The organism is Burkholderia pyrrocinia, assembly GCF_018417535.1.
GTDB lineage: Bacteria > Pseudomonadota > Gammaproteobacteria > Burkholderiales > Burkholderiaceae > Burkholderia > Burkholderia pyrrocinia_E.
The window spans coordinates 1,470,874-1,497,090 of sequence record NZ_CP070977.1 but is presented as its reverse complement, the minus strand read 5'-3'; the positions used below and the strand labels follow the sequence as shown (position 1 = coordinate 1,497,090).

Sequence of the window (26,217 nt, the reverse complement as noted above, 5' to 3'; positions counted from 1 at the left end):
GTTCGCGGTGCACGCGTTCGCGCTCCAGGCCTTCAACGGCCTCAGCTACGGCTTGCTGCTGTTCATGCTGTCGGCGGGCCTCACGCTGATCTTCAGCGTGCAGGGCGTGCTCAACTTCGCGCATGCGAGCTTCTACATGCTCGGCGCGTATGTCGGCTACAGCATCGCGGCGCGCGCGGGCTTCTGGCCCGCGCTCGTGCTCGCGCCGCTCGCGGTCGGGCTGCTCGGCGCCGGCTGCGAACGCGCTCTGCTGCGCCGCGTGCAGGCGCGCGGCCATACGAGCGAGCTGCTGCTGACCTTCGGCCTCGCCTACCTGATCGGCGAGGGCGCGAAACTGCTGTGGGGGCTCGCGCCACTGCCGGCGCCCGTGCCGCCGCTGTTCGACGGCGCGCCCGTGACCGTATTCGGCCTCGCGTTGCCGCGTTACCGGCTGTTCATGATGGGGATGTCCGCGGCGATGCTGGTCGCGCTTGGCGCGCTGCTGCGCGTGTCGCGCATCGGGCTCGTCGTGCGTGCGGCGCTCACGCATCGCGCGGCCGTCGAGGCGCTCGGCTACGACGTGCCGCGCTTGATGACGGCGTTGTTCGGCGCGGGCACCGCGCTCGCGGCGCTGGCCGGCGTGATCGGCGCGCCGCTGGCGGTGATCGAACCCGCGCTGGCCGAGACCGTCGGGTCGGTCGTGTTCGCGGTCGTCGTGATCGGCGGGCTCGGCTCGCTCGGCGGCGCGTTCACCGCGTCGCTCGCGGTCGGTTTCGCGCAAACCTTCGCGGCCGCGAGCGACACGTCGCTGCGCGACCTCGCGCAATGGGCCGGCGTCGCGCTGCCCGACAGCGTGGCCGCGGTGTCGATCGCGCAGCTGGCGCCGCTGGTGCCGTACCTGCTGCTCGTCGTGGTGCTGGTCGCACGGCCGCGCGGGCTGTTCGGCGAGCGTGCCGATGCGTAGCCGCGCGCTCGCCGGCTTGGCGCGCTGGGCACTGTTCGTCGCGTGCGTCGCGCTGCCCGCATGGCTGTGGCCGCACGGCGCGGTGCTCGGTTATCTCGCGCAGACGGCCGCGCTCGTCGTGCTCGCGCTGTCGTACAACCTGCAGCTCGGCACGACCGGGCTGCTGTCGTTCGGACACGCGGCGTTCGCGGGCCTCGGCGCCTTCGCGGCCGCGCACTGGTTCAACCGCTTCGGCGGCCCGCTGCCGCTGTTGCCGCTCGTCGGCGGCGTCGCCGGCGCGGGTTTCGGTTGCGTCGCCGGGCTGCTCGCGACGCGTCGTTCAGGCACCGCGTTCGCGATGATCACGCTCGGGCTCGGCGAATGCGTCGCGGCCGCCGCGTGGAGCGTGCCCGCGTGGTTCGGCGGCATCGGCGGCGTGCCGATCGACCGCGCAAGCGGCACGCCGTGGGGCAACTGGCATTTCGGCGCGCCGGCGCACGCGTATGCGGTGATCGCCGCGTGGTGCGTCGTGTCGGCGTGGGCCATGCACGCGCTGACGCGCACGCCGCTCGCGCGGCTCGCGAACGCGGTGCGCGACAACCCGGCGCGCGTCGCCGCGCTCGGCACCGATCCGCGCCGCGTGCGACTCGCGATGGTCACCTGCGCGTCGTTCTTCGCGGGCGTTGCCGGCACGCTGACGCTGATCGACGTCGAAATCGCGGCGCCCGACAGCGTGTCGATGGCGCGCTCAGCGACCGTGCTGATCGCCGCGGTGATCGGCGGCACCGGCGCGTTCTTCGGGCCGGCGGCCGGCGCCGCCGTGCTGACCGCGCTGAGCGTCGTCGTCGCGGGCGTGTCGCGCGCGTGGGCGCTGTATCTCGGCGTGCTGTTCGTCGTGATCGTCGTGGCCGCGCCGCGCGGGATCGCGGGCATCGCGCAAGCGTTCGCGCATGCGTTGCGGCGCGGCGTGCCGGCGGCCGAGCGGTGGCGCCTGTTGTGCGGCGTCGGCGCGTGCGTGTTCTGGGGCGTCGCGATCGTCTGCGCGGCCGAGCTCGGTTATGCGTGGCGCTTCGCGCAGGACGACGGCACGGGCCTCGCGTTCGGCGCGTGGGGCATCGACGCCGATACGCCGTCCGGCTGGGCCGTCGCGTGCTCGGCGGCCGGTATCGGCACGCTGCTGTGGGGCTGGCGCGCGCGGCTCATGCAGGGTGCGCAGTCCGGCAAGCGGGAGGACGGGCGATGAACGGCAACGCGATCGCGCTCCACGGTGTCGTGCAGCGCTTCGGCGCGCAAACGGTGCTCGACGGTGTCGAGCTGAGCATCGCGGCCGGCGAGCGCCATGCGCTGATCGGGCCGAACGGAGCGGGCAAGTCGACGCTGTTCGGCGTGATCGCGGGTGCGACGCGGCCGACCCGCGGGCGCGTCGTGCTGCATGGCGTCGAGTTGCGCGGGCGCGGGCCGGTCGTCGCGAGCCGCCTCGGCATCGGCCGCAGTTTCCAGCAGACGAGCGCGTTCGCGCGGCTGACCGTGTTCGACAACCTGCGCTGCGCGGCGCTGCATGCGCCGGCCGAGCTGCGGCGCTGGTGGAACCGGCTGCGCGAATCGGCGTCCGTCGATCTCGCGGCCGCACGTGTGCTGCACGACATCGGTCTCGATGCGCGGCGCGACACGCCGGCGGCCGAACTGAGCTACGCGGAACAGCGCGCGCTCGATCTCGGGATCGCGCTCGCGAGCGGCGCGCGCACGCTGCTGCTGGACGAACCGACGGCCGGCATGAGCCGTGCGCAGGCGGCGCGGATGATCGCGCTGATCCGCGCGACGACGCAGGGCCGCACGGTGCTGATGATCGAGCACGACATGGATGCGGTGTTCGGCTTCGCCGAACGCATCACGGTGCTCGTGCGCGGCACGGTGGTCGCGACCGGCGAACCCGATGCGATCCGCGCCGATCCGGCGGTGCGCGCCGCGTATCTGGGCGAGGGCGGCGCATGAATACGCTCCTCGACATTCGCGACCTGCGCGCGTGGTACGGGATGCAGCCCGTGCTCGACGGCGTCGATCTCGCGCTCGCGCCGGGCGAGACGCTCGCGCTGCTCGGCCGCAACGGCTCGGGGCGCTCGACGCTCGCGAAGGCCGTGATGGGGCTCGTGCGCACCGCCGGCTCGGTGCGCATCGCCGGCGCCGAATGCGCGGGCGCGCGCACGTTCGAGATCGCGCGGCGCGGTGTCGCTTACGTTGCCGAAAGCCGCGATGTGTTTCCGCTGCTGACGGTGCGCGACAACCTGAAGCTCGGGCTGCGCGGCACGCGCGGCGCGGCCGAACGCGCGGCGCTCGAATGCCTGTTCGACCGCTTTCCGCTGCTGGCCGCGCGCGCGGACGTGAAGGCAGGTCGGCTGTCGGGCGGCGAGCAGCAGGTGCTCGCGCTGGTGCGTGCGCTCGCCGGCAGCCCGCGCGTGCTGATCGTCGACGAACCGGCCGAAGGGCTCGCGCCGCTCGCGGTCGACGAAGTCGGCGCGTGCCTCGCCGCACTGCAGGCCGACGGCGTCGCGATCGTGCTGATCGAGCAGCGGCTGCAGTTCGCGCCGCGGCTCGCGCGGCGCGTCGCGGTAATGGGGCGCGGACGGATCGTCTACGACGGCGCGCTCGACGGCCTGGGCGGCGATGTCGCCAACGCATGGCTGAGCGCCGGCTGACGGCGTCGAACCGATTGTTCGGCTGGCCCCGCCAGACAATTCGTGTCGAGCCGCTTTATCGCCGCCGCGCGGCATCTTAAATTGCCACTCATGCCGGGCCGCCGCATCGACGCGGCAACCGGCGCCCTCCATCGATAGTCTTCTGACTGAGGAATGAAATCATGAGCAAGCTGGCAGGCAAGGTAGCGATCGTCACGGGCGGATCGAAGGGCATCGGCGCCGCGATCGCGAGGGCACTGGCCGCGGAAGGCGCGTCCGTCGTCGTCAATTACGCGAGCAGCAAGGCGGGCGCCGACGCGGTCGTGAGCGCGATCGTCGAAGCCGGCGGCCGCGCGGTCGCGGTCGGCGGCGACGTGTCGAAGGCAGCCGACGCGCAGCGCATCGTCGATACGGCGATCGACACGTATGGCCGTCTCGACGTGCTCGTCAACAATTCCGGCGTGTACGAATTCGCGCCGATCGAAGCGATCACTGAAGAGCACTACCGCCGGCAGTTCGATACGAACGTGTTCGGCGTGCTGCTCACGACGCAGGCGGCCGTCAAGCATCTCGGCGAAGGCGCGAGCATCATCAACATCAGCTCGGTGGTGACCAGCATCACGCCGCCCGCCAGCGCCGTCTACAGCGGCACCAAGGGCGCGGTCGACGCGATCACCGGCGTGCTCGCGCTCGAGCTCGGCCCGCGCAAGATCCGCGTGAACGCGATCAACCCGGGCATGATCGTGACCGAAGGCACGCACAGCGCGGGCATCATCGGTTCCGATCTCGAAGCGCAGGTGCTTGGCCAGACGCCGCTCGGCCGCCTCGGCGAGCCGGACGACATCGCGTCGGTCGCGGTGTTCCTCGCATCGGACGATGCACGCTGGATGACCGGCGAACACCTCGTCGTGAGCGGCGGGTTGAACTGATCCCGCGATACGGCAAATCGGCACGATCGGCGCGCGTGCGCCGATCGTGCCGATTGCGTCGTTACGCGATCATCGCCAGCGCGTTCGCACCGACGTGCCAGAGCAGGCTCTCGACGACGAGCGCGTGATTGCGTTCGGAGTCGAGCCCCGCGATCGTCATCGCACCGACGAGGCCGGCGCCGGCGACTCGCAACGGCACGCCGCCGCCGTCGAGCGCATAGTCGTCGTCCGACAGGCCCTGCGACCGCAGCGACCAGCCGGCGCGGCGAAACTGCGTGCCGACCTCGAGCGAACTCAGGCCGAAACGGAGCACGGTGTTCTGGCGGCGGCGGATCGCGTCGCTGTCGCTCGCGCGGCTGCCGTCGAGCGCGCAGTAGAACAGCGGCGCCGTTTCGCCGACGATGCCGACCGCAATCGGCAGCCCGCGGCGCGACGCGATATTGATCGCGATTTCCCCGAGCCGGCGCGCGACGTCGGCATTGAAGTGCGGCAGCGTCGTGTCCGGCGCGTCGTCGTCGAAGGGCGCGTGATCGATGCGCAGGAAGGTCGTCACCATGGCGGCTCCGTATCGTCGCAAGTCGTGTTCGCGCGCCGGCGTCGCGTCGTCACGGGCCGCGCGCTCGCCCGTCGTTCGCTCAGCGCTTCGGCGCCGCGTCGAGCATCCACTCGTGCGCGGGATCGTTCTTGAACGCCCACGCGCGGCTCGGCCCGGCCATTACGTTCAGGTAGTACAGGTTGTAGCCGTGCGGCGCGACAACCGGGTGATAGCCGCGCGGCACCATCACGACGTCGTGGTTCTCGACCGCGCACGCTTCGTCGAGGCTGCGGTCGTCGGTGTACACGCGCTGGAACGCGAAGCCCTGCGGCGGATCGATCCGGTGGTAGTAGGTTTCCTCGAGCGAGGTTTCGTCGGGCGCCGCGTCGCGGTCGTGCTTGTGCGGCGGATAGCTGCTCGAATGGCTCGCGGGCGTGACGACTTCGACGACGAGAAGGCGCTCGGCCGCCGGGTTGTCTCCCATCAGGATGTCGCACACGTAGCGCGTGTTGGTGCCTTGCCCGCGCACCGAGCGGCGCATCCGTTCGCCGTCGAGGCGCCGCACGGGCTTGTCGCCGCTCGCGCACGGCGCGGTGCACAGCGCGATTTCCGCATCGCGCGTCGCGACCAGCGTGACGGTCTTGCTGCCCGGCACGTACAGCGCGTCCGGCGACACGTCGTCGAATACGCTGTCGCGCTTGCCGAGCGCATCGTGGGTTTCGCCGTCGACCTCCGCGCGCACCGTGCCCGTGAGCACGACGACGCACAGCTCGCGCGCGCCGGTGTCGAGCGTTTCGGTGTCACCGGCCTTCAGGCGCAGCGCGCGAAAACCGACGTGCTTCCAGCCGGCCGACTCGGGCGTGACGTTGCAGATTTCGCGGTCGGCAGATGCCTTGACCAGCAGGGGAGAAATCGTCATGGGGTGGGGCTCCGCAATAGAATAGGGCTCAACTGATTCGGCGCTCACGCGCTCAACCGGTCGACGATCGCGCGCAGCGACTCATAGCCCTTTTTCGCATACGCGTAGCTCGGCGCGACGGCCGGGTCCTGCTCGGCCTCGACGACGAGCCAGCCTTCGTAACCGGCGTCCTTCAGCGTGCGCAGCGTAGCGTCGTAGTCGAGCGCGCCGTCGCCCGGCACCGTGAAGGTGCCGTTGATCACGCCGTTCAGGAAGCTCCAGCCGTCGTTGCGCGCCTGCGTGACGACCTGCGCCCGCACGTCCTTGCAATGCACGTGGACCACGCGCGACACGTGCTTCTTCAGCAGCGTGACGGGGTCGGCCGCGCCGCCGAAATACGCGTGGCCGGTGTCGAACAGCAGGAACACCTTGGCCGGATCGGTCAGCGCCATCAGCCGGTCGACGTCGTCCGGCGATTCGACGTACGCGCCCATGTGGTGATGGTAGGCGAGCTTGATCCCGTACGTGTCGAGCAGGTGCGCGCCGAATGCGTCGAGGCGCGCCGCGTAGCGCTGCCATGCCGCGTCGTCGACGAAGCGCGGCCGCTTCGCGACCGGCGTGTCGATGCTGCCCTGGATCGTGCCCGCGCATTCGCCGTAGACGACGACCTTCACGTCGTTGTACTGCAGCTTCGTCATGTGCGCGCGGCAGCGTTCGATTTCCGCGGCGAGCGCATTGGCGTCGCTCATGCCCGGTTCGACTTCCGCGAGGAAGCCCGAATACCAGCCCGATACGCACACGAGCCCGAATTCGGCGAGCTTCGCCTTCAGCTCGGGGCCCGTCTTCGGAAACTTGTTGCCGAGCTCGAAGCCCGCGTAGCCGATTTCGGCGCCTTCCTTCAGCGCCGTTTCGAGCGGCGTCTCGCCGCCGAGCGACGGCAGGTCGTCGTTCATCCACGACAGGGGATTGATACCGATGCGGACGTTCCAGCTCATGACTTGCTTCCTTGGTTCGAATGGGGTTTTCGCGGGGCGGGTGGGTAGGCGGCGCGCGGCATCAGCGCCGCTGCCGGGTCTTTGCGTCGAGATACGCGCGGTGCGCCGCATCGACGCCGGCGCGCTCGGATACCTGCGGCACCGCGACTTCCCACCACGCGCCGCCGTCGTCGGTCGTGCGCTTGTGCGTGGTGTCGATCACGAGCACCTGGCTCGTCTTCGCCGCGCGTGCGCGCTTCATTTCGCTGCGCAGCTCGGCGACGCCGCGCACGTGCACGGCGTCGGCGCCCATTGCGCGCGCGTGCATCGCAAAATCGATCGTCGAGCGCGCGCCGCCTTCCGGCACGCAGTCGTCGAGCATGTTGTTGAAGCTCGCGCCGCCGCAATTCAGTTGCAGCCGCTCGATGCAGCCGTAGCCGCGGTTGTCGAGGATCACGACGATGAGCTTGCGGCCGAGCATCACGGAGGTCGCGAGCTCGGCGTTGAGCATCATGTACGAGCCGTCGCCGACGATCACGATCACTTCGCGTTCGGGCCGCGCGAGCTTCGCGCCGAGGCCGCCCGCGACCTCGTAGCCCATGCACGAATACGCATAGTCCATGTGGTAATTGCCCGGCACGCCGCTGCGCCACAGCTTGTGCAGCTCGGCCGGCAGCGTGCCGGCCGCGCACACGACGAGATCGTCGCGCGCACTGTCGCGCCCCGCGTCGGCCGCGGAGTCGCGCACCGCGCCGATCACTTCCGCGTCGTACGGCAGCGTGTCGTTCGGCACGCGCGTCGTCAGCTCGGTCACGCGCGCGTGCCACGCGGCGGCCTGGTCGCTGTTGGCGGCCGTCCAGGCCGCGTCGGCACGCCAGCCGGCCAGCGCGGCCGACAATTGGCCGAGGCCCGTGCGCGCATCGGCAACCAGTTGCCGGCCGCGTTTCTTGCCGGCGTCGAACGGCTGCACGTTCAGGCTCAGCAGCGTCGCGTCGCCGTAAAGCGCGTGCGAGCCGGTCGTGAAGTCCTGCAGCCGCGTGCCGACCGCGAACACGACGTCGGCCTGCGCGGCCGCGCGATTCGCGGCGGGCGAGCCCGTCACGCCGATCGAGCCGAGGTTCAGCGGATGGTCCCACGCGAGGCTGCCCTTGCCGGCCTGCGATTCGGCGACCGGCACGCCGTGCGTATCGGCGAACGCGCGCAGCGCGTCCCACGCATGGCTGTACAGCACGCCGCCGCCGGCGACGATCAGCGGCTTCTTCGCGGCCTTCAGCACGTCGAGCGCATCGGCGAGTTCGAGTGCGTCGGCCGGCGGCCGGCGCATCCGGATCACCGGCGGCGCGAAGAAATCCTCGGGCCAGTCGTATGCGAAGGTCTGCACGTCCTGCGGCAGCGCGAGACACACGGGGCCGCATTGCGCGGGGTCGGTCATCACCTGGATCGCGCGCGGCAGTGCGACGAGCAGCTGCTCGGGCGACGTGATCCGGTCGAAGTAGCGCGTGACGGGGCGGAAGCAGTCGTTCGCACTCACGTCGCCCTGTTCGAAATCCTCGACCTGCTGCAGCACGGGGTCGGGCAGCCGCGACACGAACACGTCGCCGGGCAGCAACAGCAGCGGCAACCGGCCGACGTGCGCGAGCGCGGCCGACGTCAGCATGTTGGTCGCGCCGGGGCCGATGCTCGACGTCGCGGCCATCATCCGCTGGCGGAAATTCGCTTTCGCGAACGCGACGGCCGCGTTGGCCATCCCTTGCTCGTTGTGCGCGCGGAACGTCGGCAGCCGGTCTTTTTCTGCATGCAACGCTTCGCCGAGCCCGGCCACGTTGCCGTGGCCGAAGATGGCGAACACGCCGCCGCAGTACGGCAGGATCTCGGTGCGGCCGTCGGGCTGGACGACTTCGGCGCGCAGGGCGGCCAGGTAGCGCACGAGCGCCTGGCTGACGGTCAGTCTCACGGTGGTGGTCATCGTCGGTCAGTGAAGAAGGATCGGATGGGTCATGACGGGCACGCGCATCAGGCCGCGGCGGCGCGCGCGGCGCCGCGACGGCCGAGCCACGCGTCCACGAGCTGCGCGAAGTTGCCGGCGACTTCGTCGACCAGCGCCTGGTCGTCGATCCGGCCGGCGAGCCAGTTCAGCGACGCATCTGCCCACAGCGTGCGCCCGACCATGAAGCCCTTGACGATCGGGTTGGTCGCCGAGCGGAAGCTGTCGACGAGGTATTGCAGCGGCTGGTTCAGCCCGAGGATCACCGCGCCGCGGCAATGGCGGTCGCGCTCGGCGACCAGCGCGGCGAGCCGCGCCCAGCCGTCGGCGCTCATCGGCGCGAGCTTCCACCATTCGGGCATCACGCCGAGGTTGTAGAAGCGCGCGACCGCGCGCAGCACCGCGTCGTCCTCGGTGCCGGCGGGCGTGACCGCGCGCGGCGGAATGATTTCCAGCAGCAGCTCGTTGCCGCTGGCGCGCGTGGCTTCCCACAGCTCCAGCACGCGCTGCTCCTGCGCGACGCGCAGGTCGACGTCGTCGTCGGGGTGGTAGTGGACCAGGCACTTCACGACCTGCTCGGTCGGCCAGTGCGTGAGCGACGAGCCGACCGAGCGCGTCTCGTCGAAGCGCAGCGGCCGCGAGCCCGGCAGCTCGACCGGGCGGCCGACCCACCAGCCGCGCCCGGTGGCCGACGCGAGCGCGTCGCTGCCGTACGCGCCGCCGTCGATCAGCACGCCGACGTGGCCTTCGAGATGGCGATCGCGCTCGACCTGTTCGGCCGCGCGCACGAGCAGCCGCTTCAGCGTCTTGATCCGCGCTTCGTCCGCGCCGGCCTGCACCGCGAGTTCGTAGAACTGGCTGCGATGGTCGAACGCCATCACGCACAGGTCGTCCCATTCGCGGCGCGGCACCGTGACGCGATGCAGGTGCGCGAGCGTGCGGTCCGCGTCGACCACGGGATTGCGGCTGCCGTCGAACCAGTGCGCGAGTTCGGCCGGCGTCGGCATCGCGGCCGAGCACGCATGGCGCGACACGACGATCGCGCCGCACGCGTTCGCGATACGTGTCGATTCTGTCCAGTCGCGGCCGCGCAGCAGCCCCGACAGCAGGCCCGACAGGAACGCGTCGCCCGCGCCGAGCACGTTGAGCACCTCGACGCGTTCGCCGAGAAAGGTCGGCGCATCGTCGATGCGCGTGGGGATGTCGCCCTCGATCACGCAGCAGCCGAGCGCGCCGCGCTTGACGACCAGCGTGGCGTTCGTGATCCCGCGCACCGCCTGCAACGAACCGATCAGGTCGTGGGGCACGCCGCCCGCGATCAGGAATTCCTCCTCGGTGCCGACCAGCAGATCGAATTCGCCGAGCACCTGCTGCAGTTGCCGCGTCACCTGCGCGTCCGGCACGTAGCGGTTCTCGCCCGCGCCGCGCGCGGTCAGCCCCCACAGCACGGGCCGGTAGTCGATGTCGAGGATCCGCACGACGCCGTGGCGGCGCGCGTAGCCGAGCGCGGTCAGCGACGCTTCGCGCGTGGCCGGCGTGGAAAGATGCGTGCCGGTGATCGCGAGCGCGCGGCAGCCGGCGATGAAGTCCTCGCGGATCTCGTCGGCGCGCACGGCCATGTCCGCGCAGTTCTCGCGCACGAACAGCAGCGGGAACGTGTCGCGATCCTTCAGCCCGAGCAGCACCAGCGCGGTGAGGCGTTCGCGGTCGGTCTGCAGCTGGCTCGTGTCGCAGCCTTCGCGCTCGAGCGTCTCGCGCACGAAGCGGCCCATCTGCTCGTCGCCGACGCGCGAGATCATCGCGGTCTTCAGCCCGAGCCGGGCGACGCCGAACGCGACGTTGCCCGACGAGCCGCCGAGATACATCTGGAAGCTGCGCGCGTCTTCCAGGCGGCTGCCGTACTGCTGCGCATAGAGATCCACGGCCACGCGGCCGAGGCAGGCGAGATCGATGGGGCGGTCACTCGGAAAGTTCAGCAGGCTCATATCACGTATCACGCTCGCGGCCGGCGTTCGGCACTGCCGGCGGTTTAGGGGACCGATCCGCCGGCGACGGTCCGCAACGTGCGCTGCACGACGCGAGGCTGCCTGCCGCAAGGAATCGGGCTACGGACGCAGTCTAGACTTTTTGGAAATCCAGTTCCCTAGGTGAAATCACGTAGAAATAAATTTCCAAATTTTCGAGGAAGTGATCTACAGTTTCATCCGGATGCTTCAGTCCGTATCGGACTCGGCGCCGGCGGCGCGCAACGCGCCGTCTTCCGCCCCCCGGAGATGAGGAGACAGATTGATCATGAAGACCAAGCTGATGGCCGTCGCGGCCGCCGCGATCCTGGCTGCGCCGCTCGCGCACGCCGAGAAGATCGGCGTGACGATGGCGTCGTTCGACGACACGTTCCTGACCATCCTGCGCAACAGCATCACCGACGCAGCGAAGAAGGACGGCGCGACGGTGCAGATCGAGGACGGCGGCAACGACGTCGGCAAGCAGTTGAGCCAGGTCCAGAACATGATCGCGCAGAAGGTCGACGCGATCATCGTGAACGCGGTCGACACCGACGCGACGCCGAAGATCACGAAGATGGTGACGGCGGCGAAGATCCCGCTCGTCTACGTGAACCGCAAGCCGGTCGATTTCGACAAGCTGCCGGCCGGCGTCGCGGTCGTCGCATCCGACGAGAAGCAGTCGGGCACACTGCAGGCGCGCCAGGTGTGCAAGCTGCTCGGCGGCAAGGGCGACCTGCTCGTGCTGATGGGCGAGCTGTCCAACGAATCGGCGCGTGCCCGCACCAAGGATATCGAGGACGTGATCGCGACGAAGGAATGCTCCGGCATGAAGATCGTCGACAAGCGCGAAGGCAAGTGGAGCCGCACGCAGGGCCAGGACATCACGATGAACTGGCTGAGCTCCGGGACGAAGTTCGACGCGATCGTGTCGAACAACGACGAAATGGCGATCGGCGCGATCAACGCGCTGAAGGCCGCGCGCAAACTGACGCCGAAGACCGTCGTCGCCGGCATCGACGCGACGCCGGACGGCCTCGCTTCGATGAAGAGCGGCGAGCTGAAGGTGTCGGTGTACCAGAACGCGATCGGGCAGGGCGCGCAGTCGGTTGCCGCCGCGCTGAAGCTCGCGAAGAAGCAGAGCGTCGACCGCTTCGTGAACGTGCCGTTCGAGCTCGTGACGCCCGAGAACATGAACCAGTACGCCAGGCACTGACCGGCTTTTCCGTTGAACTGCGCGGGCCCGGCAGCGCCGGGTTCGCGCGCGACTTGTCGAGGAACGTCCATGTTTACAGCCAGGATCGCGCGCCCGATGGCCGGCGACGACGCGCCGGCCGCTTCATCAGGAGGATCGCCCGGCGCGTCCGGATCGTCCGGTTCGCCGGCTTCTTCCGCGGCCGACTGCGTACTCGAGGTGCGCGGCGTCGGCAAGTCCTTTCCCGGCGTCGTCGCGCTCGACGGCGTGCAGTTCCGCGTGCGCCGCGGCACCGTCCATGCGCTGATGGGCGAGAACGGCGCGGGCAAGTCGACGCTGATGAAGATCATCGCGGGCGTCTACACGCCCGACCAGGGCGAGATCCTGATCAACGGCGAACCCGTCGTGCTGAACGGCCCGCTCGATGCGCTCGACCGCGGGATCGCGATGATCCACCAGGAACTCAACCTGATGCCGTACATGACGGTCGCGGAGAACATCTGGATCCGCCGCGAACCGAAGAACCGCTTCGGCCTGATCGATCACGCGGCACTGCGCCGCCGCACGGCCGAGCTGTTCGAGCGGCTGTCGATCGACATCGATCCGGAAACCGACGTGCGCACGCTGACGGTCGCGAGCCGCCAGATGGTCGAGATCGCGAAGGCCGTGTCGTTCGATTCGGACGTGCTGATCATGGACGAGCCGACGTCGGCGCTGACCGACAAGGAAGTCACGCACCTGTTCCGGATCATTCGCCAGTTGCGCGAGCAGGGCAAGGGCATCGTCTACATCACGCACAAGATGAACGAGCTGTTCGAGATCGCCGACGAGTTCTCGGTGTTCCGCGACGGCAAGTACATCGGCACGCATGCGTCGAGCGACGTCACGCGCGACGACATCATCCGCATGATGGTCGGGCGCGAGATCACGCAGATGTTCCCGAAGGAAGAGGTGCCGATCGGCGACGTCGTGCTGTCGGTGAAGAACCTCGGCGTCGACGGTGTGTTCCGCGACGTGAGCTTCGAGCTGCGCGCGGGCGAGATCCTCGGCGTCGCGGGCCTCGTCGGCTCGGGGCGCTCGAACGTCGCGGAGGCGCTGTTCGGCGTCGTGCCGGCCACGTCGGGCGAGATCCGGATCGACGGCAAGCCGGTGCGGATCGCGACGCCCGCGCAGGCGATGAAGCACGGGATGGCGTTCCTGACCGAGGACCGCAAGGACACCGGCTGCTTCCTGAATCTCGACCTGCTCGCGAACATGGAAGCGGCCGTGCTCAGCAACCGCTACGTGAAGTTCAATTTCGTGCAGCAGGCGCAGTTGAAGCGCGACTGCGAGGAAATGAGCCGGATGCTGCGCGTGAAGTCGCCCGGGCTGCACGAGGAGATCCAGAACCTGTCGGGCGGCAACCAGCAGAAGGTGCTGATCGGGCGCTGGCTGCTCACGCAGCCGCGCATCCTGATCCTCGACGAACCGACGCGCGGCATCGACGTCGGCGCGAAGGCCGAGATCCACCGGCTCGTCAGCGCGCTCGCCGGCAAGGGCGTCGCGGTGCTGATGATCTCGTCGGAGATGCCGGAGGTGCTGGGGATGAGCGACCGCGTGATGGTGATGCACGAAGGGCGCATGACCGGCATCGTCGAACGCAAGGACGCCGACCAGGTCCGCATCATGGATCTCGCGTCGCGCTGACCCGAAACAAGATTGGAGACAACTGAAATGGGCAACCTGAATCCGGTCGCGGATGCGCAGACCATGACAATCAAGGCGCGGCACACGAAGTGGCCGCCCGAGCTGAGCATCTTTCTCGTGCTGGTCGGCATCAGCCTGTTTTTCGAGATCGTCGGCTGGATCGTCGTCGGCCAGAGCTTCCTGTTCAACGCCGAGCGGCTCGAGATCATCGTGCTGCAGATGGCCGTGATCGGCATCATCGCGGTCGGCGTGAACCTCGTGATCATCACCAGCGGGATCGACCTGTCGTCGGGGTCGGTCGTCGCGGCGGCCGCCGTCGTGTCGGCGAGCCTCGCGCAGGTGTCCGACTTCCCGCGCGCGGTGTTCCCGCACCTGACCGACCTGCCGATCATCTGGCCCGTGCTGGCCGGCGTGTGCGTCGGGCTGCTGGTCGGGTTGCTCAACGGCTCGCTGATCGCGCTGACCGGCATCCCGCCGTTCATCGCGACGCTCGGCACGATGGTCGCCGCACGCGGGTTCGCGAAATGGTTCACCAACGGGATGCCGGTGTCGATGCTGACCGACCCGTTCGCGGCCATCGGCGCAGGTGCCAATCCGGTGATCATCTTTCTCGTGATCGCCGCGATCTTCCACGTCGTGCTGCGCTACACGCGCTTCGGCAAGTACACCTACGCGATCGGCGCGAACCGCCACGCGGCCGTCGTGTCGGGCATCAACGTCACGCGTCACCTGATCTTCGTCTACGCGATCGCGGGCCTCCTGAGCGGGATCGCCGGCACCGTGACGGCCGCGCGCGCGATCTCGGGCCAGTCGGGCATGGGCGTGATGTACGAGCTCGACGCGATCGCCGCGGTCGTGATCGGCGGCACGTCGCTGTCGGGCGGCCTCGGCCGCGTGACGGGCACCGTGATCGGCGTGCTGATCCTCGGCGTAATGACGTCGGGCTTCACGTTCATCCGCATCGACGCGTATTACCAGGAGATGGTCAAGGGCGCGATCATCGTCGCGGCCGTGATCGCCGACCAGTATCGCAACAAGAAGACGCGTCGCTGACCCTGCCTGTCCGACCGGAATCCGATATCGCCAAGGATGCCTGATGAAGATCGCGCTGGACCCGTACATGATTCGCCACCTGCCGCTCGACCGCCTGCCGCACGCGGTGGCCGAGCTCGGCTACGACCAGATCGAGCTGTCGCCACGCAGCGATTTCCTCGACTGGTGGGTGATGCCGCGCGCGACGCGCGAGCGCATGACCGCGTTCCGCCACGCGCTGCGCGCGAGCGGCGTCGGCCTCGCGTCGCTGCAGCCGATGTACCGCTGGGCGAGCCCGTTCGAGGACGAGCGGTTATGGGCCGTGCGCTGCTGGAAGAAGGCGATCGAGGTCGCGGTCGAGATGGAGTGCGCGCTGATGGTGTCCGAGTTCGGGCGCGGCGCGTCGCCGGAGCGCTCGGTCGGCGAGCGGCCGGGCGCGAACCCGAACGAGCTGTGCGAAGCCGCGTGGTACCGGTCGATGGACGAGCTACTGCCGATGCTCGAACGCGAACGCATCGTGCTGTCGGTCGAGCCGCATCCGGAGGACTGGATCGAGCAGCTGCAGCCGGCGATCGACATCGTGACGAACCTCGGCTCGCCGTCGCTGAAGCTGTCGTATATCGCGCCGCATACGTTCTACTACGGCGACGACATGGCCGCGATGATCGCGCAGGCCGCGCCGATCCTCGCGCACGTGCGCGTGGCCGACACCTTCGACCACCGCAAGAGCAGCCAGCTTCGCTACATCGTGAACCCGCCGGGCTCGAACCAGATCCGCGTGCACCAGCATCTCGACATCGGGCAGGGCGAGATCGACTGGGACGTTTTTTTTCGCGCGCTCGGTGCCGCGGGCTTCGACGGCGTGATGTCGTCGTGCGTGTTCGCGTGGGAGGACCGCGCGGAAGCGTCGTCGCGCTACATGCGCGACACGATCCAGCACTACGTCGATCGTCATTTCGATCGCACGGCGCGCTGACCGATTGCTGACCGGCGCGGCACGGGCCGCGCCGCTGATGAAACGACTGGAGACCCCTAGATGACCTTGCAAATCGGCGTGATCGGCTGCGGCGCGATCGGCCAGGACCATATCCGCAGATTGACCCGCACGCTGTCCGGCGCGCGCGTGGTGGCCGTCAACGACATCGATCCGCAGCAGGCGCGCGACGCGGTGTCGAAGTTCGGGCTCGATGCCGAGATCTACGGCGATGGCCATGAAGTGGTCGCGGCTGCCGACGTGCAGGCCGTGCTCGTCACGTCGTGGGGGCCGACCCACGAAGCGTTCGTGCTCGACGCGATCGCGCACGGCAAGCCCGTGTTCTGCGAGAAGCCGCTCGCCGTAACGGCCGAAGGCTGCATGCGGATCGTCGAAGCGGAAGTCGCGCACGGCAAACGGCTCGTGCAGGTCGGCTTCATGCGGCCGTACGACGAAGGCTATCGCGCGCTGAAGCGCGTGATCGACAGCGGCGACATCGGCGCGCCGCTGATGCTGCATTGTGCGCACCGCAACCAGTCGGTCGGCGAGCGCTACACGACCGACATGGCGATCACCGACACGCTGATCCACGAGCTCGACGTGCTGCGCTGGCTGCTCGGCGAGGATTACGCGAGCGCGCAGGTCGTCTATCCGAAAAAGACGCGCCATGCGTCCGTGCATCTCGCCGATCCGCAGATCGTGCTGCTGGAAACCGCGAGCGGCGTGCGCATCGACGTCGAGATCTTCGTCAATTGTCAGTACGGCTACGACATCCAGTGCGAGGTGGTCGGCGAGCAGGGCATCGCGAAGCTGCCCGATCCGCCGGCCGTCGCGGTCAAGCGCGCGGCGCGCGATGCGGTCGAGATCATGACCGACTGGAAGGAGCGCTTCATCGCGTCGTACGACGTCGAGCTGCAGGCGTTCGTCGACGGCGTGCGGCAGGGTGCGTTGACGGGCCCGTCGGCCTGGGACGGCTACGCGGCGGCGGTCGCGGCCGACGCGTGCGTGCGTGCGCAACAGAGCGGTGCGGTCGAGCCGATCGCGATGGCCGAGCGCCCCGCGTTCTATCGCGGCTGAACCGTGGCCGCGTCGCCACGCATGCGGCCGTGCGCCGCCTACCTGCCGGACTGACCGACATGACGATGAAGATGGGTTGCGCACCGTGCTGCTGGGGTGTCGACGACGTGAAGAACCCGCACCTGCCGCCGTGGCGGCAGGTGCTCGCCGAGGCCGCGCAAGCCGGCTACTCGGGCATCGAGCTCGGGCCGTACGGCTATATCCCGCTCGAACTCGACGTGGTGAGCGCGGAGCTCGATCGGCAGCGCCTGAGCATCACCGCCGGCACGATCTTCGACGATCTCGTGGCGCCGGAGAACCTGCCGAACCTGCTGCGCCAGACGCGCGAGATCTGCGCGCTGATCACGCGGCTGCCGAAGCTGCCGACGCAGGACGGCCAGCGCTACGCGGCGCCGTACCTGGTCGTGATGGACTGGGGGCACGAAGAACGCGATTACGCGGCCGGCCACGCCGATCGCGCGCCGCGGCTGTCCGGCGAACGCTGGGCGCGCATGGTCGAGCACATCCGGCAGATCGCGACGATCGCGCGCGACGCGTTCGGCGTGCGCGCGGTGATTCATCCGCATGCGGGCGGCTACATCGAGTTCGCGGACGAGATCGACCGGATCGTCGCCGACCTGCCGGCCGACACGGTCGGCCTCTGTCTCGATACGGGCCACCTGCATTACTCGGGCATGGATCCGGAGACCTGGCTGCGCCGCCATGCGGCGCGCCTCGACTACGTGCATTTCAAGGATATCGACGCGGCCGTGTACGACGCGGTGATGGGCGAGCACATCGCGTTCTTTGCCGCATGCGCGCGCGGCGTGATGTGCCCGATCGGCACCGGCGTGCTCGACTACCGGTCGATCCGGCACGCGCTCGACGACATCGGCTACGCGGGCTACATCACGATCGAGCAGGAGCGCGACCCGCGCAATGCCGGCACGAGCCTGCACGATGTCGCCGCGAGCCGCGCGTTTCTCGCGTCGGCCGGTTTCGCCTGATCACCCGTACCACCGAACCTCTGAACACGGACCAGGAACACCACCATCATGATTGACGGACAGATTCTGCTTGGACACTCGATTCGCTGGGGCATGGTCGGCGGCGGGCTCGGCAGCCAGATCGGCTACAGCCACCGGTCGGCTGCGTTGCGCGACGGCAGCTTCGAGCTGGTCGCCGGCGCGTTCGACATCGATCCCGAACGCGGCCGCCAGTTCGGCGTGAAGCTCGGCGTCGCGGCCGAGCGCTGCTATCCCGACTACGCGACGATGTTCGCTGCCGAGGCACGCCGCCCGGACGGCATTCGCGCGGTGTCGATCGCGACACCGAACAACACGCACTTCGAGATCTGCCGCGCCGCGCTGAACGCGGGGCTGCACGTGGTCTGCGAGAAGCCGCTGTGCTTCACGACCGACGAAGCCGAGACGTTGCAGCGCCTGTCGGTCGAGAAGAACCGGATCGTCGGCGTCGCGTACGGCTATTCGGGTCACCAGATGATCGAACAGGCGCGCGAGATGATCGCGCGCGGCGATCTCGGCGAGATCCGCATCGTGCAGATGCAGTTCGCGCACGGTTTCCACAGCGAAGGCGTCGAGGCCGCGAGCGCGGCCGCGCGCTGGCGCGTCGATCCGAAGTTCGCGGGCCCGAGTTACGTGCTCGGCGACATCGGCACGCATCCGCTGTACATCTCCGAGGTGATGGCGCCCGAGCTGAAGATCCGGCGGCTGATGTGTTCGCGGCAGAGCTTCGTGAAGAGCCGCGCGCCGCTCGAGGACAACGCGTTCACGATCATGGAATACGACACGGGCGCGGTCGGCTACGTGTGGTCGAGCGCGGTGAACGCGGGCTCGATGCATAGCCAGAAGGTGCGCGTGATCGGTTCGAAGGCGAGCGTCGAATGGTGGGACGAGCATCCGAACCAGTTGCGCTACGAAGTGCAGGGGCAGCCTGCGCAGGTGCTCGATCGCGGGATGGGCTACCTGCATCCGAACGCATTGCGCGAGGATCGCATCGGCGCCGGGCATCCGGAAGGGCTGTTCGAGGCCTGGTCCAATCTCTATGCGCGCTTCGCGTTCGCGATGGATGCGGCCGATCGCGGCGACACCGCGGCGTTGAAGGGGATCCGCTTTCCGGACGTCCATGCGGGCGTCGAGGGCGTCCGATGGGTCGAGAACTGCGTGCGTTCCGCCGATGCGGGCGGCGTGTGGGTCGATTATCGTTGAGCAGGGCAGGCCGGCTGCGGCGCGCTGCGCGCCGCTTTGCGCCGGCCGTCGGCCTCGGTAGACTCGGTAGACGCCCTAATCTTTACGACGCCGCGCGAGCGTTGGACAATCGTTTCCAGTCTTGCCGTGGAGCGTGTGCAAGTGATGATCGAGCGCGTGGGAGCGAACGCGCGGCGCGGGCCGTGCCGCAAACGTGATTAAATTCGCCCTTCACGCATGTATCCAGGTGAGCCCCGGGCCGCGTCCGTCAGCATCGCGCGCGCATCGGGGCCGTCAACTTCGCGCCATCCGATGAGTTCATCCGAGAATCCTCCCGCCACCGTCGAGCAGTTCCTGCAGCATCTGACGCAGGAGTACGACGGCCTCAGCAATCGCCTGAAGGTCATTGCGCGCCACGTGGAAACGCATCGGGATCAGCTTGGCCTGGAAGGCATCCAGTCGCTCGCGGAAGCGTGCGGCGTCCAGCCGTCGGCCGTCGTGCGCTTCGCGAAGCATTTCGGTTTCTCCGGCTTCTCCGAGATGCAGCGGCTGTTCCGCGAAGGGCTCGCGCAGCAGATCGCGCCGGGGCGCGCGTACAACCTGCGGCTGCGCGACGTGATCGAATCGGGTTCGTCGAGCCTGCAGCCCGAGCAGATCGCCGACGAATTCATCAAGGGCAGCATTGCCGGGATGCAGCAGTTGCGGCAGACGCTCGACCCGCAGGCGCTCGCGCAGGCCGTCGACCTGCTCGCCGACACGCAGGCGATCTGGATCGCCGGCTCGCGGCGCGCGTTTCCGATCGCCGTGTATCTCGACTATGCGCTGCAGCACACCGACAAGCGCATCGGGCTGTTCAGCGCGCTCGGCAGCATGCATCTCGGGCAGATCCGGTCGGTGCGCAAGGGGGACGTGATGATCGTCATCTCGTTCATGCCGTATGCGGACGAGACCGTGCAGGTCGCGCAGCAGGCCGTGCAGCGCGGCGCGCGCCTGATCGCGATCACCGACAGCCGGATGAGCCCGCTCGCGCGGGAGGCCGAGGTGACGCTGATGGTGCAGGACAGCGAGACGTTCGGGTTCCGCGCGCTGACGGCCACGATGGGCCTCGCGCAGAGCCTGTTCGTCGCGCTCGCGTACCGGCTCGAGCTGTCGTACCTGCCGACCGCCGACGGCGCGCACGGCACGAAAGCCGGCTGACGCGTTTTGCCGGCGCACCGCCCGCCTGACCGACCGGCGGGCGGAGCACCGGCCGGCTTACTTCGCGGTCGGCATCGCGAATTCGGCACCCTTGCCGATGCTCGACGACCAGCGCTGCATCACCGACTTCTGGCGCGTGTAGAAGCGCACGCCTTCCTCGCCGTACGCGTGCATGTCGCCGAACAGGCTCTTCTTCCAGCCGCCGAAGCCGTGCCATGCCATCGGCACCGGAATCGGCACGTTGATGCCGACCATCCCGACCTGGATGCGCCGTGCGAATTCGCGCGCGATGCCGCCGTCGCTCGTGAAGCACGACACGCCGTTGCCGAACTCGTGCGCGTTGATCAGGTCGACCGCTTCGCCGAAATCCTTCACGCGCACGCAGCCGAGCACAGGCCCGAAGATTTCTTCCCGGTAGATCCGCATGTCGGGCGTCACGTGATCGAACAGCGTGCCGCCGGTGAAGAAGCCGGCCTCGCGGCCCGGCACGCGCAGCCCGCGCCCGTCGACCACCAGTTGCGCGCCTTCGCTCACGCCTTGCTCGATATAGCCTTCGATGCGCTTCAGCGCTTCGCCGGTGACGATCGGGCCCATCTCGACTTCCGGCGACATGCCGTCGCCGATCACCAGCTTGCGCGCGCGCTCGGCGACCGCCGGCACGATCTTGTCCGCGACGTCGCCGACCAGCACCGCGACGCTGATCGCCATGCAGCGCTCGCCGGCAGAGCCATACGCGGCGCCGATCAGCGCGTCGACCGCCTGCTCGATGTTCGCGTCGGGCATCACGACGAGGTGGTTCTTCGCGCCGCCGAGCGCCTGCACGCGTTTGCCGGACTGCACCGCGCGCTGCTGCACGTAGGCCGCGATCGGCGTCGAGCCGACGAAGCTGACAGCCTGCACGTCCGGGTGGTCGAGCAACGCGTCGACCGCGTCCTTGTTGCCCTGCACGACGTTGAACACGCCGGCCGGCAGCCCGGCCTGCGTGAGCAGGTCGGCGATGAACAGCGCCGCCGACGGATCGCGCTCGCTCGGCTTCAGCACGAACGTGTTGCCCGTCGCGATCGCGACCGGGAACATCCAGCACGGCACCATGCACGGGAAGTTGAACGGCGTGATGCCCGCGACGACGCCGAGCGGCTGGCGCATCGTCCAGTTGTCGATGCCGGTGCTGACCTGGTCGGTGAAGTCGCCCTTCAGGAGCTGCGGCACGCCGCACGCGAATTCGATGATGTCGATGCCGCGCGCGACTTCGCCCTGCGCGTCGGAGAACACCTTGCCGTGCTCGGCCGTGATGATCGCCGCGAGCGTGTCGCGGTGCTCGTTCATCAGTTGCAGGAAGCGGTGCAGCACGCGCGCGCGGCGGATCGGCGGCGTCGCGGCCCAGGCCGGGAACGCGGCGTGGGCGGAGGCGACGGCCTGCTGCACTTCGCTGTCGTCGGCGAGCGCCACGCGGCGCACCGCGCGGCCGAGCGACGGGTTGAGGACGTCCTGGAAACGGCCGCTGCGGCCTGCAACGGGCGCGCCGTCGACATAGTGGCCGACGTCGGCGTCGGACGTGTACGCGGGAACCGGATTCATCGTGTCTCCTGGGGGATGAGGGGGAACGGAACCTAGTCTAGGGAAACCGGCAGGGCGGGAGAAGGCCGCGAAACTTGATTCACTGTTCAGAATTCTGAATAATCGATGGATGAATCAGCAAAATGTCCAGGCGCTCTGGCCGCATATCCATTCGCTGACGGTACTGGCCGCGGCCGGCAGTTTCACGGCCGCCGCGCAGCGGCTCGGCATCAGCAAGGCCGCGATGAGCCAGCGCATCGCCGATCTCGAAAAGGCGGCCGGCGTGCCGCTCGTGCGCCGTACGACGCGCAGCGTGCGGCTCACCGATGCGGGCCAGACGCTCGTCGACAGCACGCGCGACGCGTTCGAGTCGATCGGGCAGCATTTCGCGCGCGTGAAGGACCTGGCCGGCGAGCCGCGCGGCCTGCTGCGCGTGACGGCGCCGGTCGCGCTCGGGCGCCAGCAGGTCGTGCCGCACCTGCCCGATTTCCTGCGGCAGCATCCGGGCGTGCACATCGAGCTCGACCTGTCGGACCGGCTGCATTCGCTGACGCAGGAGGGCTTCGATCTCGCGATCCGCCATACGACCACCGCGCCGCAGACCCACGTCGCGTGGAAGCTGTGCGATACGCGCTCGCTGCTCGTCGCGAGCCGCGGCTATCTCGACGCGCGCGGCGCGCCGCGGCACCCGAGCGAACTCGTCGACCACAGTTGCCTGTGCTACCTGCGCGACAACGAACCGGCCGCGTGGAGCTTCGAGCCGGACGGCCGGCGGCGCCAGCGCGTGAGCGTGCCGGTGCGCGGCAGTTTCGCGGCGAACAACAGCGAGGCGATGCGCGAGGCCGCGCTCGGCGGGCTCGGCATCGCGCTGCTGCCGGATTTCAGCGCGCGGCGCGATCTCGACGCCGGCCGGCTCGTCGCGCTGCTCGACGGCTGGCGGCCATCAGGCGCGTTCGGCGACCACATCTTCGCGATCCGCCCGTACAGCCCGGTCGTGCCGAGCGCGGTGCGCGCGCTCGTGCGGCACCTGCGCGAACGGCTCGCGGGCGGCTTCTCAGGCGCGTGACACCGGTCCGCAGCGCCGGGCCGTGGGCTGCCCGGGCGGGCGGCGCTGCGCTGCGGTAAAATCGCGGCTTCCTCCCGCGCCGCATGTGGCGCGACATTCGAAGGTCGACAGCCGATGCAGATTCACAAGGAAGTGGACGCGCGCGGGCTCAATTGCCCGTTGCCGATCCTGCGTGCCAAGAAAGCGCTTGCCGATATGGAAAGCGGGCAGATCCTCAAGGTGCTCGCGACCGATCCGGGCTCGCAGCGCGATTTCGCCGCGTTCGCGAAGCAGACGGGCAACGAGATCGTCGAATCGACGACGCAGGACAAGACCTTCGTGTTCCTGATGCGCCGCCGCTGACGGCCCGCCTCGCGCGCCCGGCCGCGGCGTCCGCTCGCGGTGCACGGGCCGGCAACGCCCGGCGCCGGCCGGTCGAGCCTCTGACAATTCTTAAACCTCGCTTCGTGACCGGCTGCGTATACTGACCCGGCCGGTCGTCCGCTCCCAGCGGAGGCGCCGGCCACGGTACGTCGTACGGCAGGCACGGGGGCCATGCCTGGCGCTACCGTCGTACAACGGGGAGAGGACATGTCCTTCAGACCAGGGACCCTACGAAGTCCGTCCGGAGCGGAATGCATTGCGTCCGAGCGCAGGTCGGAATTGAGCCGTATCGAGCTCGATCCGAAACAGGATCGCCACGCGCGTGCCGCGCTGGAGGCCTACGCGGATTCGGCCGCGGCCGAGATGCCGTGGCTGGCCGAGTGGCTCGACGAACGGCTGCGCGATGCCGCGCAGGATGACGGCTCGGGCCCGACCTATTGCGGTGCGACGATCGAGCGTGTGTTCGATCTGGCGCAGGCATGGGCAGCGGGCCAGCCGGACTACGCGGCCGCCGCATGGGAGCGCGTGCGCGGCCAGTTGCAGCGGATGCTTGCGCAACCGGCGCTGTCGCGGCACCTGCCGGCCGACGAGTTCGCCGAGCCGGTGGCCGGCATCGCGGGCGTCGATTAGGCGTCGGATTGCGCGACGGGAAGGATTATTCGAAGAAAGAACGGTAGTCCGCGCAATTTCTTGGCGAATTTCATACTACTATGGTGAAATCGCCGATTCGTCCGCGCCCCGTTTTTGAGATATTTTGCCGGGGTCGCCGGTTTGCGCAGGTGGCGCGAGCGGCGAACGACGGCTCGCCGGCCGGTATCCGGAAGCCGCGCGCGTGCTGCGCGGCGGGGTGGCGGTGGAGAGCTGAACTGGACGAATCGATTTCGATTTGCGGGGTGCTATGAGAATTGCTGTACTGGATGACGATCCGGCCCAGACGGATTTTGTCAGTCAAACGCTGACGGCCGTTGGCCATACGTGCTATTCGTTCAAGGAAGGCAAGGCCCTGAAGAAGCGTCTGCAGCGCGAGACGTTCGATCTGCTGGTGCTCGACTGGAACGTGCCCGACATGTCCGGCGAGGAAGTGCTCAAGTGGGTGCGCGCCAACCAGACCGAGCACAGCCTGCCGATCATCTTCATGACGAGCCGCGACGACGAGGCGGGGATCACGCAGATCCTCAACGCCGGCGCCGACGACTACGTGGTCAAGCCGGTGTCGGGCCCGATCCTGCGCGCGCGCATCGGCTCGCTGCTGCGCCGCGCGTATCCGGTCAACGCCGAGGCGACCGTTCGCGAATTCGACCAGTTCCGTTTCGACGTGAACCTGAAGCAGGCCTACGTCGGCGACAAGCCCGTGAGCCTGACGCAGAAGGAATTCGAGCTCGCGCTGCTGCTGTTCCAGCATCTCGACCGGCCGCTGTCGCGTGCGCACATTCTCGATCTCGTGTGGAAGCAGGCGACCGACATCCCGTCGCGCACGATGGATACGCACATCTCGATGCTGCGCTCCAAGCTCGGCCTGCGGCCCGAAAACGGCTATCGCCTCGCGCCGATCTACGGCTACGGCTACCGGCTCGAACGGGTCGGCCAGGGAGAACCGGAGTGACCGCGGGAATCACGCCGCGCACGGCAACCCTGCGCACGATGGCGCTGCGCACGGCCTGCGCGGTCGCGTTTGCGTTCGCCGCGCAGCATGCGGCTGCACAGCCGCCCGCTGCCGCGGGCAAGATGGTCGTCTACCGCACGCAGGCCGGCGACACGCTGTACGACGTTGCCGCACGCTACCTGCAGGGCGCGGACGACTGGCAACTGCTCCAGCAGATCAACGGCGTGCCGGCGCCGAAGCGCCTGCAACCCGGCGTCGCGCTGAAGCTGCCGGTCGCGCGCCTGCGCAAGGAAAAGCTGACCGCACGCGTCGTCGCGGTGCAGGGCGCGGCCGAGCGCGCGTCCGGCGATGCTTACGCGCCGCTTGCGAACGATGCGACGCTCGTCGAGGGCGATCGCGTGCGCACGGGCGCGAACGGCTTCGTGACGCTCGAGCTTGCCGACGGCACGCACATGAGCCTGCCGCCCGACAGCCAGCTCGACCTGAAGGCGCTGCGCCGCACCGTGCTGACCGGCACGCTCGATCGCGAGTTCGTACTCACGCGCGGCTCGGTCGACAGCGATGTCACCCATCTGAAGAAACGCGACGACCGCTTCCAGATCCGCTCGCCGTCGGTCGTGGCCGGCGTGCGCGGCACGCGTTTTCGCGTGAACTACGACGCGGTCGGCAATGCGTCGACGCGCGTCGAAGTGCTCGACGGCACCGTCGGCGTCGCGGGCAACCGGCAGCCGGTCGACCCGACGCTCGTGCATGCGAACTTCGGCAGCGTCGCGACGTCGTCCGGCGCGGTCGGTGCGCCCGTCGAGCTGCTGGCGGCGCCGGCGCTCGCGCATCCCGACAAGGTTCAGGACGAGCCCGACGTCGCGTTCGACGTCGCGCCGCTCGCGCAGGCGCATGCGTACCGCGTGCAGCTCGCGCACGATGCGGGGCTGCTCGACCTGTTCCGCGAAACGCGCACCGATTCGCCGCGCGCGGTCTTCCGCGACGTGCCGAACGGGAACTACTTTGTACGAATTGCCGCGATCGACGCCAACGGCCTCGAGGGGCTGCCGCGCACCTATGCGTTCGAACGCCGCGTGATGGGGCTCGATGCGAGCGCGTCGCCCGGCGCCGGCGGCTACGAATTCCGCTGGACCCCGAACGGTTCGGGCAAGGATGCGCGCTACCGGTTCGTGCTGTCGCGCTCGAAGGACCTGAGCGCGCCGGTCGTCGACCAGGTCGGCCTGCACGCGCGCCAGATCACCGTCGCACACCTGCCGCCGGGCGATTATTTCTGGGCGGTGACCGTCGAGGAGTTCGAAGGCGGCAAGTTCTACGAGAAGACCAGTCCGGTTGGCGCGTTCACGCTGTCGCGCTGACCCGCGA

At 69.0% G+C, this 26,217-nt stretch carries 24 protein-coding genes; 18 read left to right on the top strand and 6 right to left on the bottom strand.

The features are described from left to right. The first annotated feature begins 7 nt into the window (after positions 1 to 7). The 5 genes from JYG32_RS07040 to JYG32_RS07020 all read left to right on the top strand — a co-directional run bounded on the left by JYG32_RS07040 (position 8) and on the right by JYG32_RS07020 (position 4,523). Entirely contained in the window at positions 8 to 943 is a 936-nt protein-coding gene (locus tag JYG32_RS07040) for a branched-chain amino acid ABC transporter permease (protein ID WP_213265104.1), read from the top strand. Beyond that, entirely contained in the window at positions 936 to 2,165 is a 1,230-nt protein-coding gene (locus JYG32_RS07035; RefSeq protein ID WP_213265103.1) for a branched-chain amino acid ABC transporter permease, read from the top strand. Before JYG32_RS07040 ends, JYG32_RS07035 begins: the two co-directional genes overlap by 8 nt. Beyond that, positions 2,162 to 2,914, top strand: a complete 753-nt coding sequence (locus JYG32_RS07030) for an ABC transporter ATP-binding protein (RefSeq protein ID WP_213265102.1) — start codon at positions 2,162 to 2,164, stop codon at positions 2,912 to 2,914. The genes JYG32_RS07035 and JYG32_RS07030 overlap by 4 nt, the downstream gene beginning before the upstream one ends. After that, positions 2,911 to 3,615: an ABC transporter ATP-binding protein gene (locus JYG32_RS07025; protein WP_174382989.1), complete on the top strand. Its 705-nt coding sequence runs from the start codon at positions 2,911 to 2,913 to the stop codon at positions 3,613 to 3,615. The genes JYG32_RS07030 and JYG32_RS07025 overlap by 4 nt, the downstream gene beginning before the upstream one ends. A 161-nt stretch (positions 3,616 to 3,776) precedes the next feature. Next, positions 3,777 to 4,523 carry an SDR family NAD(P)-dependent oxidoreductase gene (locus JYG32_RS07020; RefSeq protein ID WP_174382988.1) on the top strand — a complete coding sequence of 249 codons (747 nt, stop codon included), beginning with the start codon at positions 3,777 to 3,779 and terminating at the stop codon, positions 4,521 to 4,523. 61 nt (positions 4,524 to 4,584) lie between these two features. Here the strand turns inward: JYG32_RS07020 and JYG32_RS07015 are convergent, their stop codons facing one another. The 5 genes from JYG32_RS07015 to JYG32_RS06995 all read right to left on the bottom strand — a co-directional run bounded on the left by JYG32_RS07015 (position 4,585) and on the right by JYG32_RS06995 (position 10,899). After that, entirely contained in the window at positions 4,585 to 5,079 is a 495-nt protein-coding gene (locus JYG32_RS07015; protein WP_213265101.1) for a heme-degrading domain-containing protein, read from the bottom strand. 79 nt (positions 5,080 to 5,158) lie between these two features. Continuing rightward, positions 5,159 to 5,977, bottom strand: a complete 819-nt coding sequence (iolB, locus tag JYG32_RS07010) for a 5-deoxy-glucuronate isomerase (protein ID WP_213265100.1) — start codon at positions 5,975 to 5,977, stop codon at positions 5,159 to 5,161. Between the two features lie 44 nt (positions 5,978 to 6,021). Further along, positions 6,022 to 6,951, bottom strand: coding sequence for a myo-inosose-2 dehydratase (iolE, locus tag JYG32_RS07005; RefSeq protein ID WP_213265099.1), 930 nt, complete (start codon positions 6,949 to 6,951; stop codon positions 6,022 to 6,024). 61 nt (positions 6,952 to 7,012) lie between these two features. Next, complete coding sequence (iolD, locus tag JYG32_RS07000) at positions 7,013 to 8,896, bottom strand: 3D-(3,5/4)-trihydroxycyclohexane-1,2-dione acylhydrolase (decyclizing) (RefSeq protein ID WP_213265098.1); 1,884 nt, start codon at positions 8,894 to 8,896, stop codon at positions 7,013 to 7,015. 47 nt (positions 8,897 to 8,943) lie between these two features. Further along, positions 8,944 to 10,899: a bifunctional 5-dehydro-2-deoxygluconokinase/5-dehydro-2-deoxyphosphogluconate aldolase gene (locus JYG32_RS06995; RefSeq protein ID WP_213265097.1), complete on the bottom strand. Its 1,956-nt coding sequence runs from the start codon at positions 10,897 to 10,899 to the stop codon at positions 8,944 to 8,946. A gap of 307 nt (positions 10,900 to 11,206) precedes the next feature. On the opposite strand from JYG32_RS06995, the gene JYG32_RS06990 reads away from it, so the two are divergent. The 8 genes from JYG32_RS06990 to JYG32_RS06955 all read left to right on the top strand — a co-directional run bounded on the left by JYG32_RS06990 (position 11,207) and on the right by JYG32_RS06955 (position 20,263). Continuing rightward, positions 11,207 to 12,133 carry a sugar ABC transporter substrate-binding protein gene (locus tag JYG32_RS06990; protein WP_213265096.1) on the top strand — a complete coding sequence of 309 codons (927 nt, stop codon included), beginning with the start codon at positions 11,207 to 11,209 and terminating at the stop codon, positions 12,131 to 12,133. A gap of 69 nt (positions 12,134 to 12,202) precedes the next feature. Next, positions 12,203 to 13,798 (top strand): sugar ABC transporter ATP-binding protein, encoded by a 1,596-nt coding sequence (locus tag JYG32_RS06985; RefSeq protein WP_213265095.1) that lies wholly within the window; start codon positions 12,203 to 12,205, stop codon positions 13,796 to 13,798. Positions 13,799 to 13,825: 27 nt separating this feature from the next. Next, positions 13,826 to 14,851, top strand: coding sequence for an ABC transporter permease (locus JYG32_RS06980; protein ID WP_174382980.1), 1,026 nt, complete (start codon positions 13,826 to 13,828; stop codon positions 14,849 to 14,851). Between the two features lie 43 nt (positions 14,852 to 14,894). Then, positions 14,895 to 15,806: a sugar phosphate isomerase/epimerase family protein gene (locus JYG32_RS06975; protein ID WP_213265094.1), complete on the top strand. Its 912-nt coding sequence runs from the start codon at positions 14,895 to 14,897 to the stop codon at positions 15,804 to 15,806. Between the two features lie 60 nt (positions 15,807 to 15,866). Then, complete coding sequence (locus tag JYG32_RS06970; protein WP_213265093.1) at positions 15,867 to 16,880, top strand: Gfo/Idh/MocA family oxidoreductase; 1,014 nt, start codon at positions 15,867 to 15,869, stop codon at positions 16,878 to 16,880. Between the two features lie 59 nt (positions 16,881 to 16,939). Beyond that, positions 16,940 to 17,866 carry a TIM barrel protein gene (locus JYG32_RS06965; protein WP_213265092.1) on the top strand — a complete coding sequence of 309 codons (927 nt, stop codon included), beginning with the start codon at positions 16,940 to 16,942 and terminating at the stop codon, positions 17,864 to 17,866. Positions 17,867 to 17,914: 48 nt separating this feature from the next. After that, positions 17,915 to 19,087 carry a Gfo/Idh/MocA family protein gene (locus JYG32_RS06960; protein ID WP_174382976.1) on the top strand — a complete coding sequence of 391 codons (1,173 nt, stop codon included), beginning with the start codon at positions 17,915 to 17,917 and terminating at the stop codon, positions 19,085 to 19,087. 291 nt (positions 19,088 to 19,378) lie between these two features. Further along, positions 19,379 to 20,263 (top strand): MurR/RpiR family transcriptional regulator, encoded by an 885-nt coding sequence (locus tag JYG32_RS06955; RefSeq protein WP_174382975.1) that lies wholly within the window; start codon positions 19,379 to 19,381, stop codon positions 20,261 to 20,263. A 57-nt stretch (positions 20,264 to 20,320) separates the two neighbouring features. On the opposite strand, the gene JYG32_RS06950 is transcribed toward JYG32_RS06955, so the two are convergent. Beyond that, entirely contained in the window at positions 20,321 to 21,841 is a 1,521-nt protein-coding gene (locus JYG32_RS06950) for a CoA-acylating methylmalonate-semialdehyde dehydrogenase (RefSeq protein WP_213265091.1), read from the bottom strand. Between the two features lie 109 nt (positions 21,842 to 21,950). Between JYG32_RS06950 and JYG32_RS06945 the strand changes: the two genes are divergently transcribed. The 5 genes from JYG32_RS06945 (at position 21,951) to JYG32_RS06925 (ending at position 26,210) form a co-directional block, all read left to right on the top strand. Further along, positions 21,951 to 22,886 (top strand): LysR family transcriptional regulator, encoded by a 936-nt coding sequence (locus tag JYG32_RS06945; RefSeq protein WP_213265090.1) that lies wholly within the window; start codon positions 21,951 to 21,953, stop codon positions 22,884 to 22,886. A 114-nt stretch (positions 22,887 to 23,000) separates the two neighbouring features. After that, complete coding sequence (locus JYG32_RS06940) at positions 23,001 to 23,228, top strand: sulfurtransferase TusA family protein (RefSeq protein ID WP_006402122.1); 228 nt, start codon at positions 23,001 to 23,003, stop codon at positions 23,226 to 23,228. A 228-nt stretch (positions 23,229 to 23,456) separates the two neighbouring features. Further along, positions 23,457 to 23,879 carry a peptidase gene (locus tag JYG32_RS06935; RefSeq protein WP_213265089.1) on the top strand — a complete coding sequence of 141 codons (423 nt, stop codon included), beginning with the start codon at positions 23,457 to 23,459 and terminating at the stop codon, positions 23,877 to 23,879. A gap of 268 nt (positions 23,880 to 24,147) precedes the next feature. Beyond that, positions 24,148 to 24,852 carry a response regulator transcription factor gene (locus JYG32_RS06930; RefSeq protein ID WP_174383040.1) on the top strand — a complete coding sequence of 235 codons (705 nt, stop codon included), beginning with the start codon at positions 24,148 to 24,150 and terminating at the stop codon, positions 24,850 to 24,852. Next, positions 24,849 to 26,210 carry a FecR family protein gene (locus JYG32_RS06925; protein WP_213265088.1) on the top strand — a complete coding sequence of 454 codons (1,362 nt, stop codon included), beginning with the start codon at positions 24,849 to 24,851 and terminating at the stop codon, positions 26,208 to 26,210. Before JYG32_RS06930 ends, JYG32_RS06925 begins: the two co-directional genes overlap by 4 nt. Positions 26,211 to 26,217: the final 7 nt, after the last annotated feature.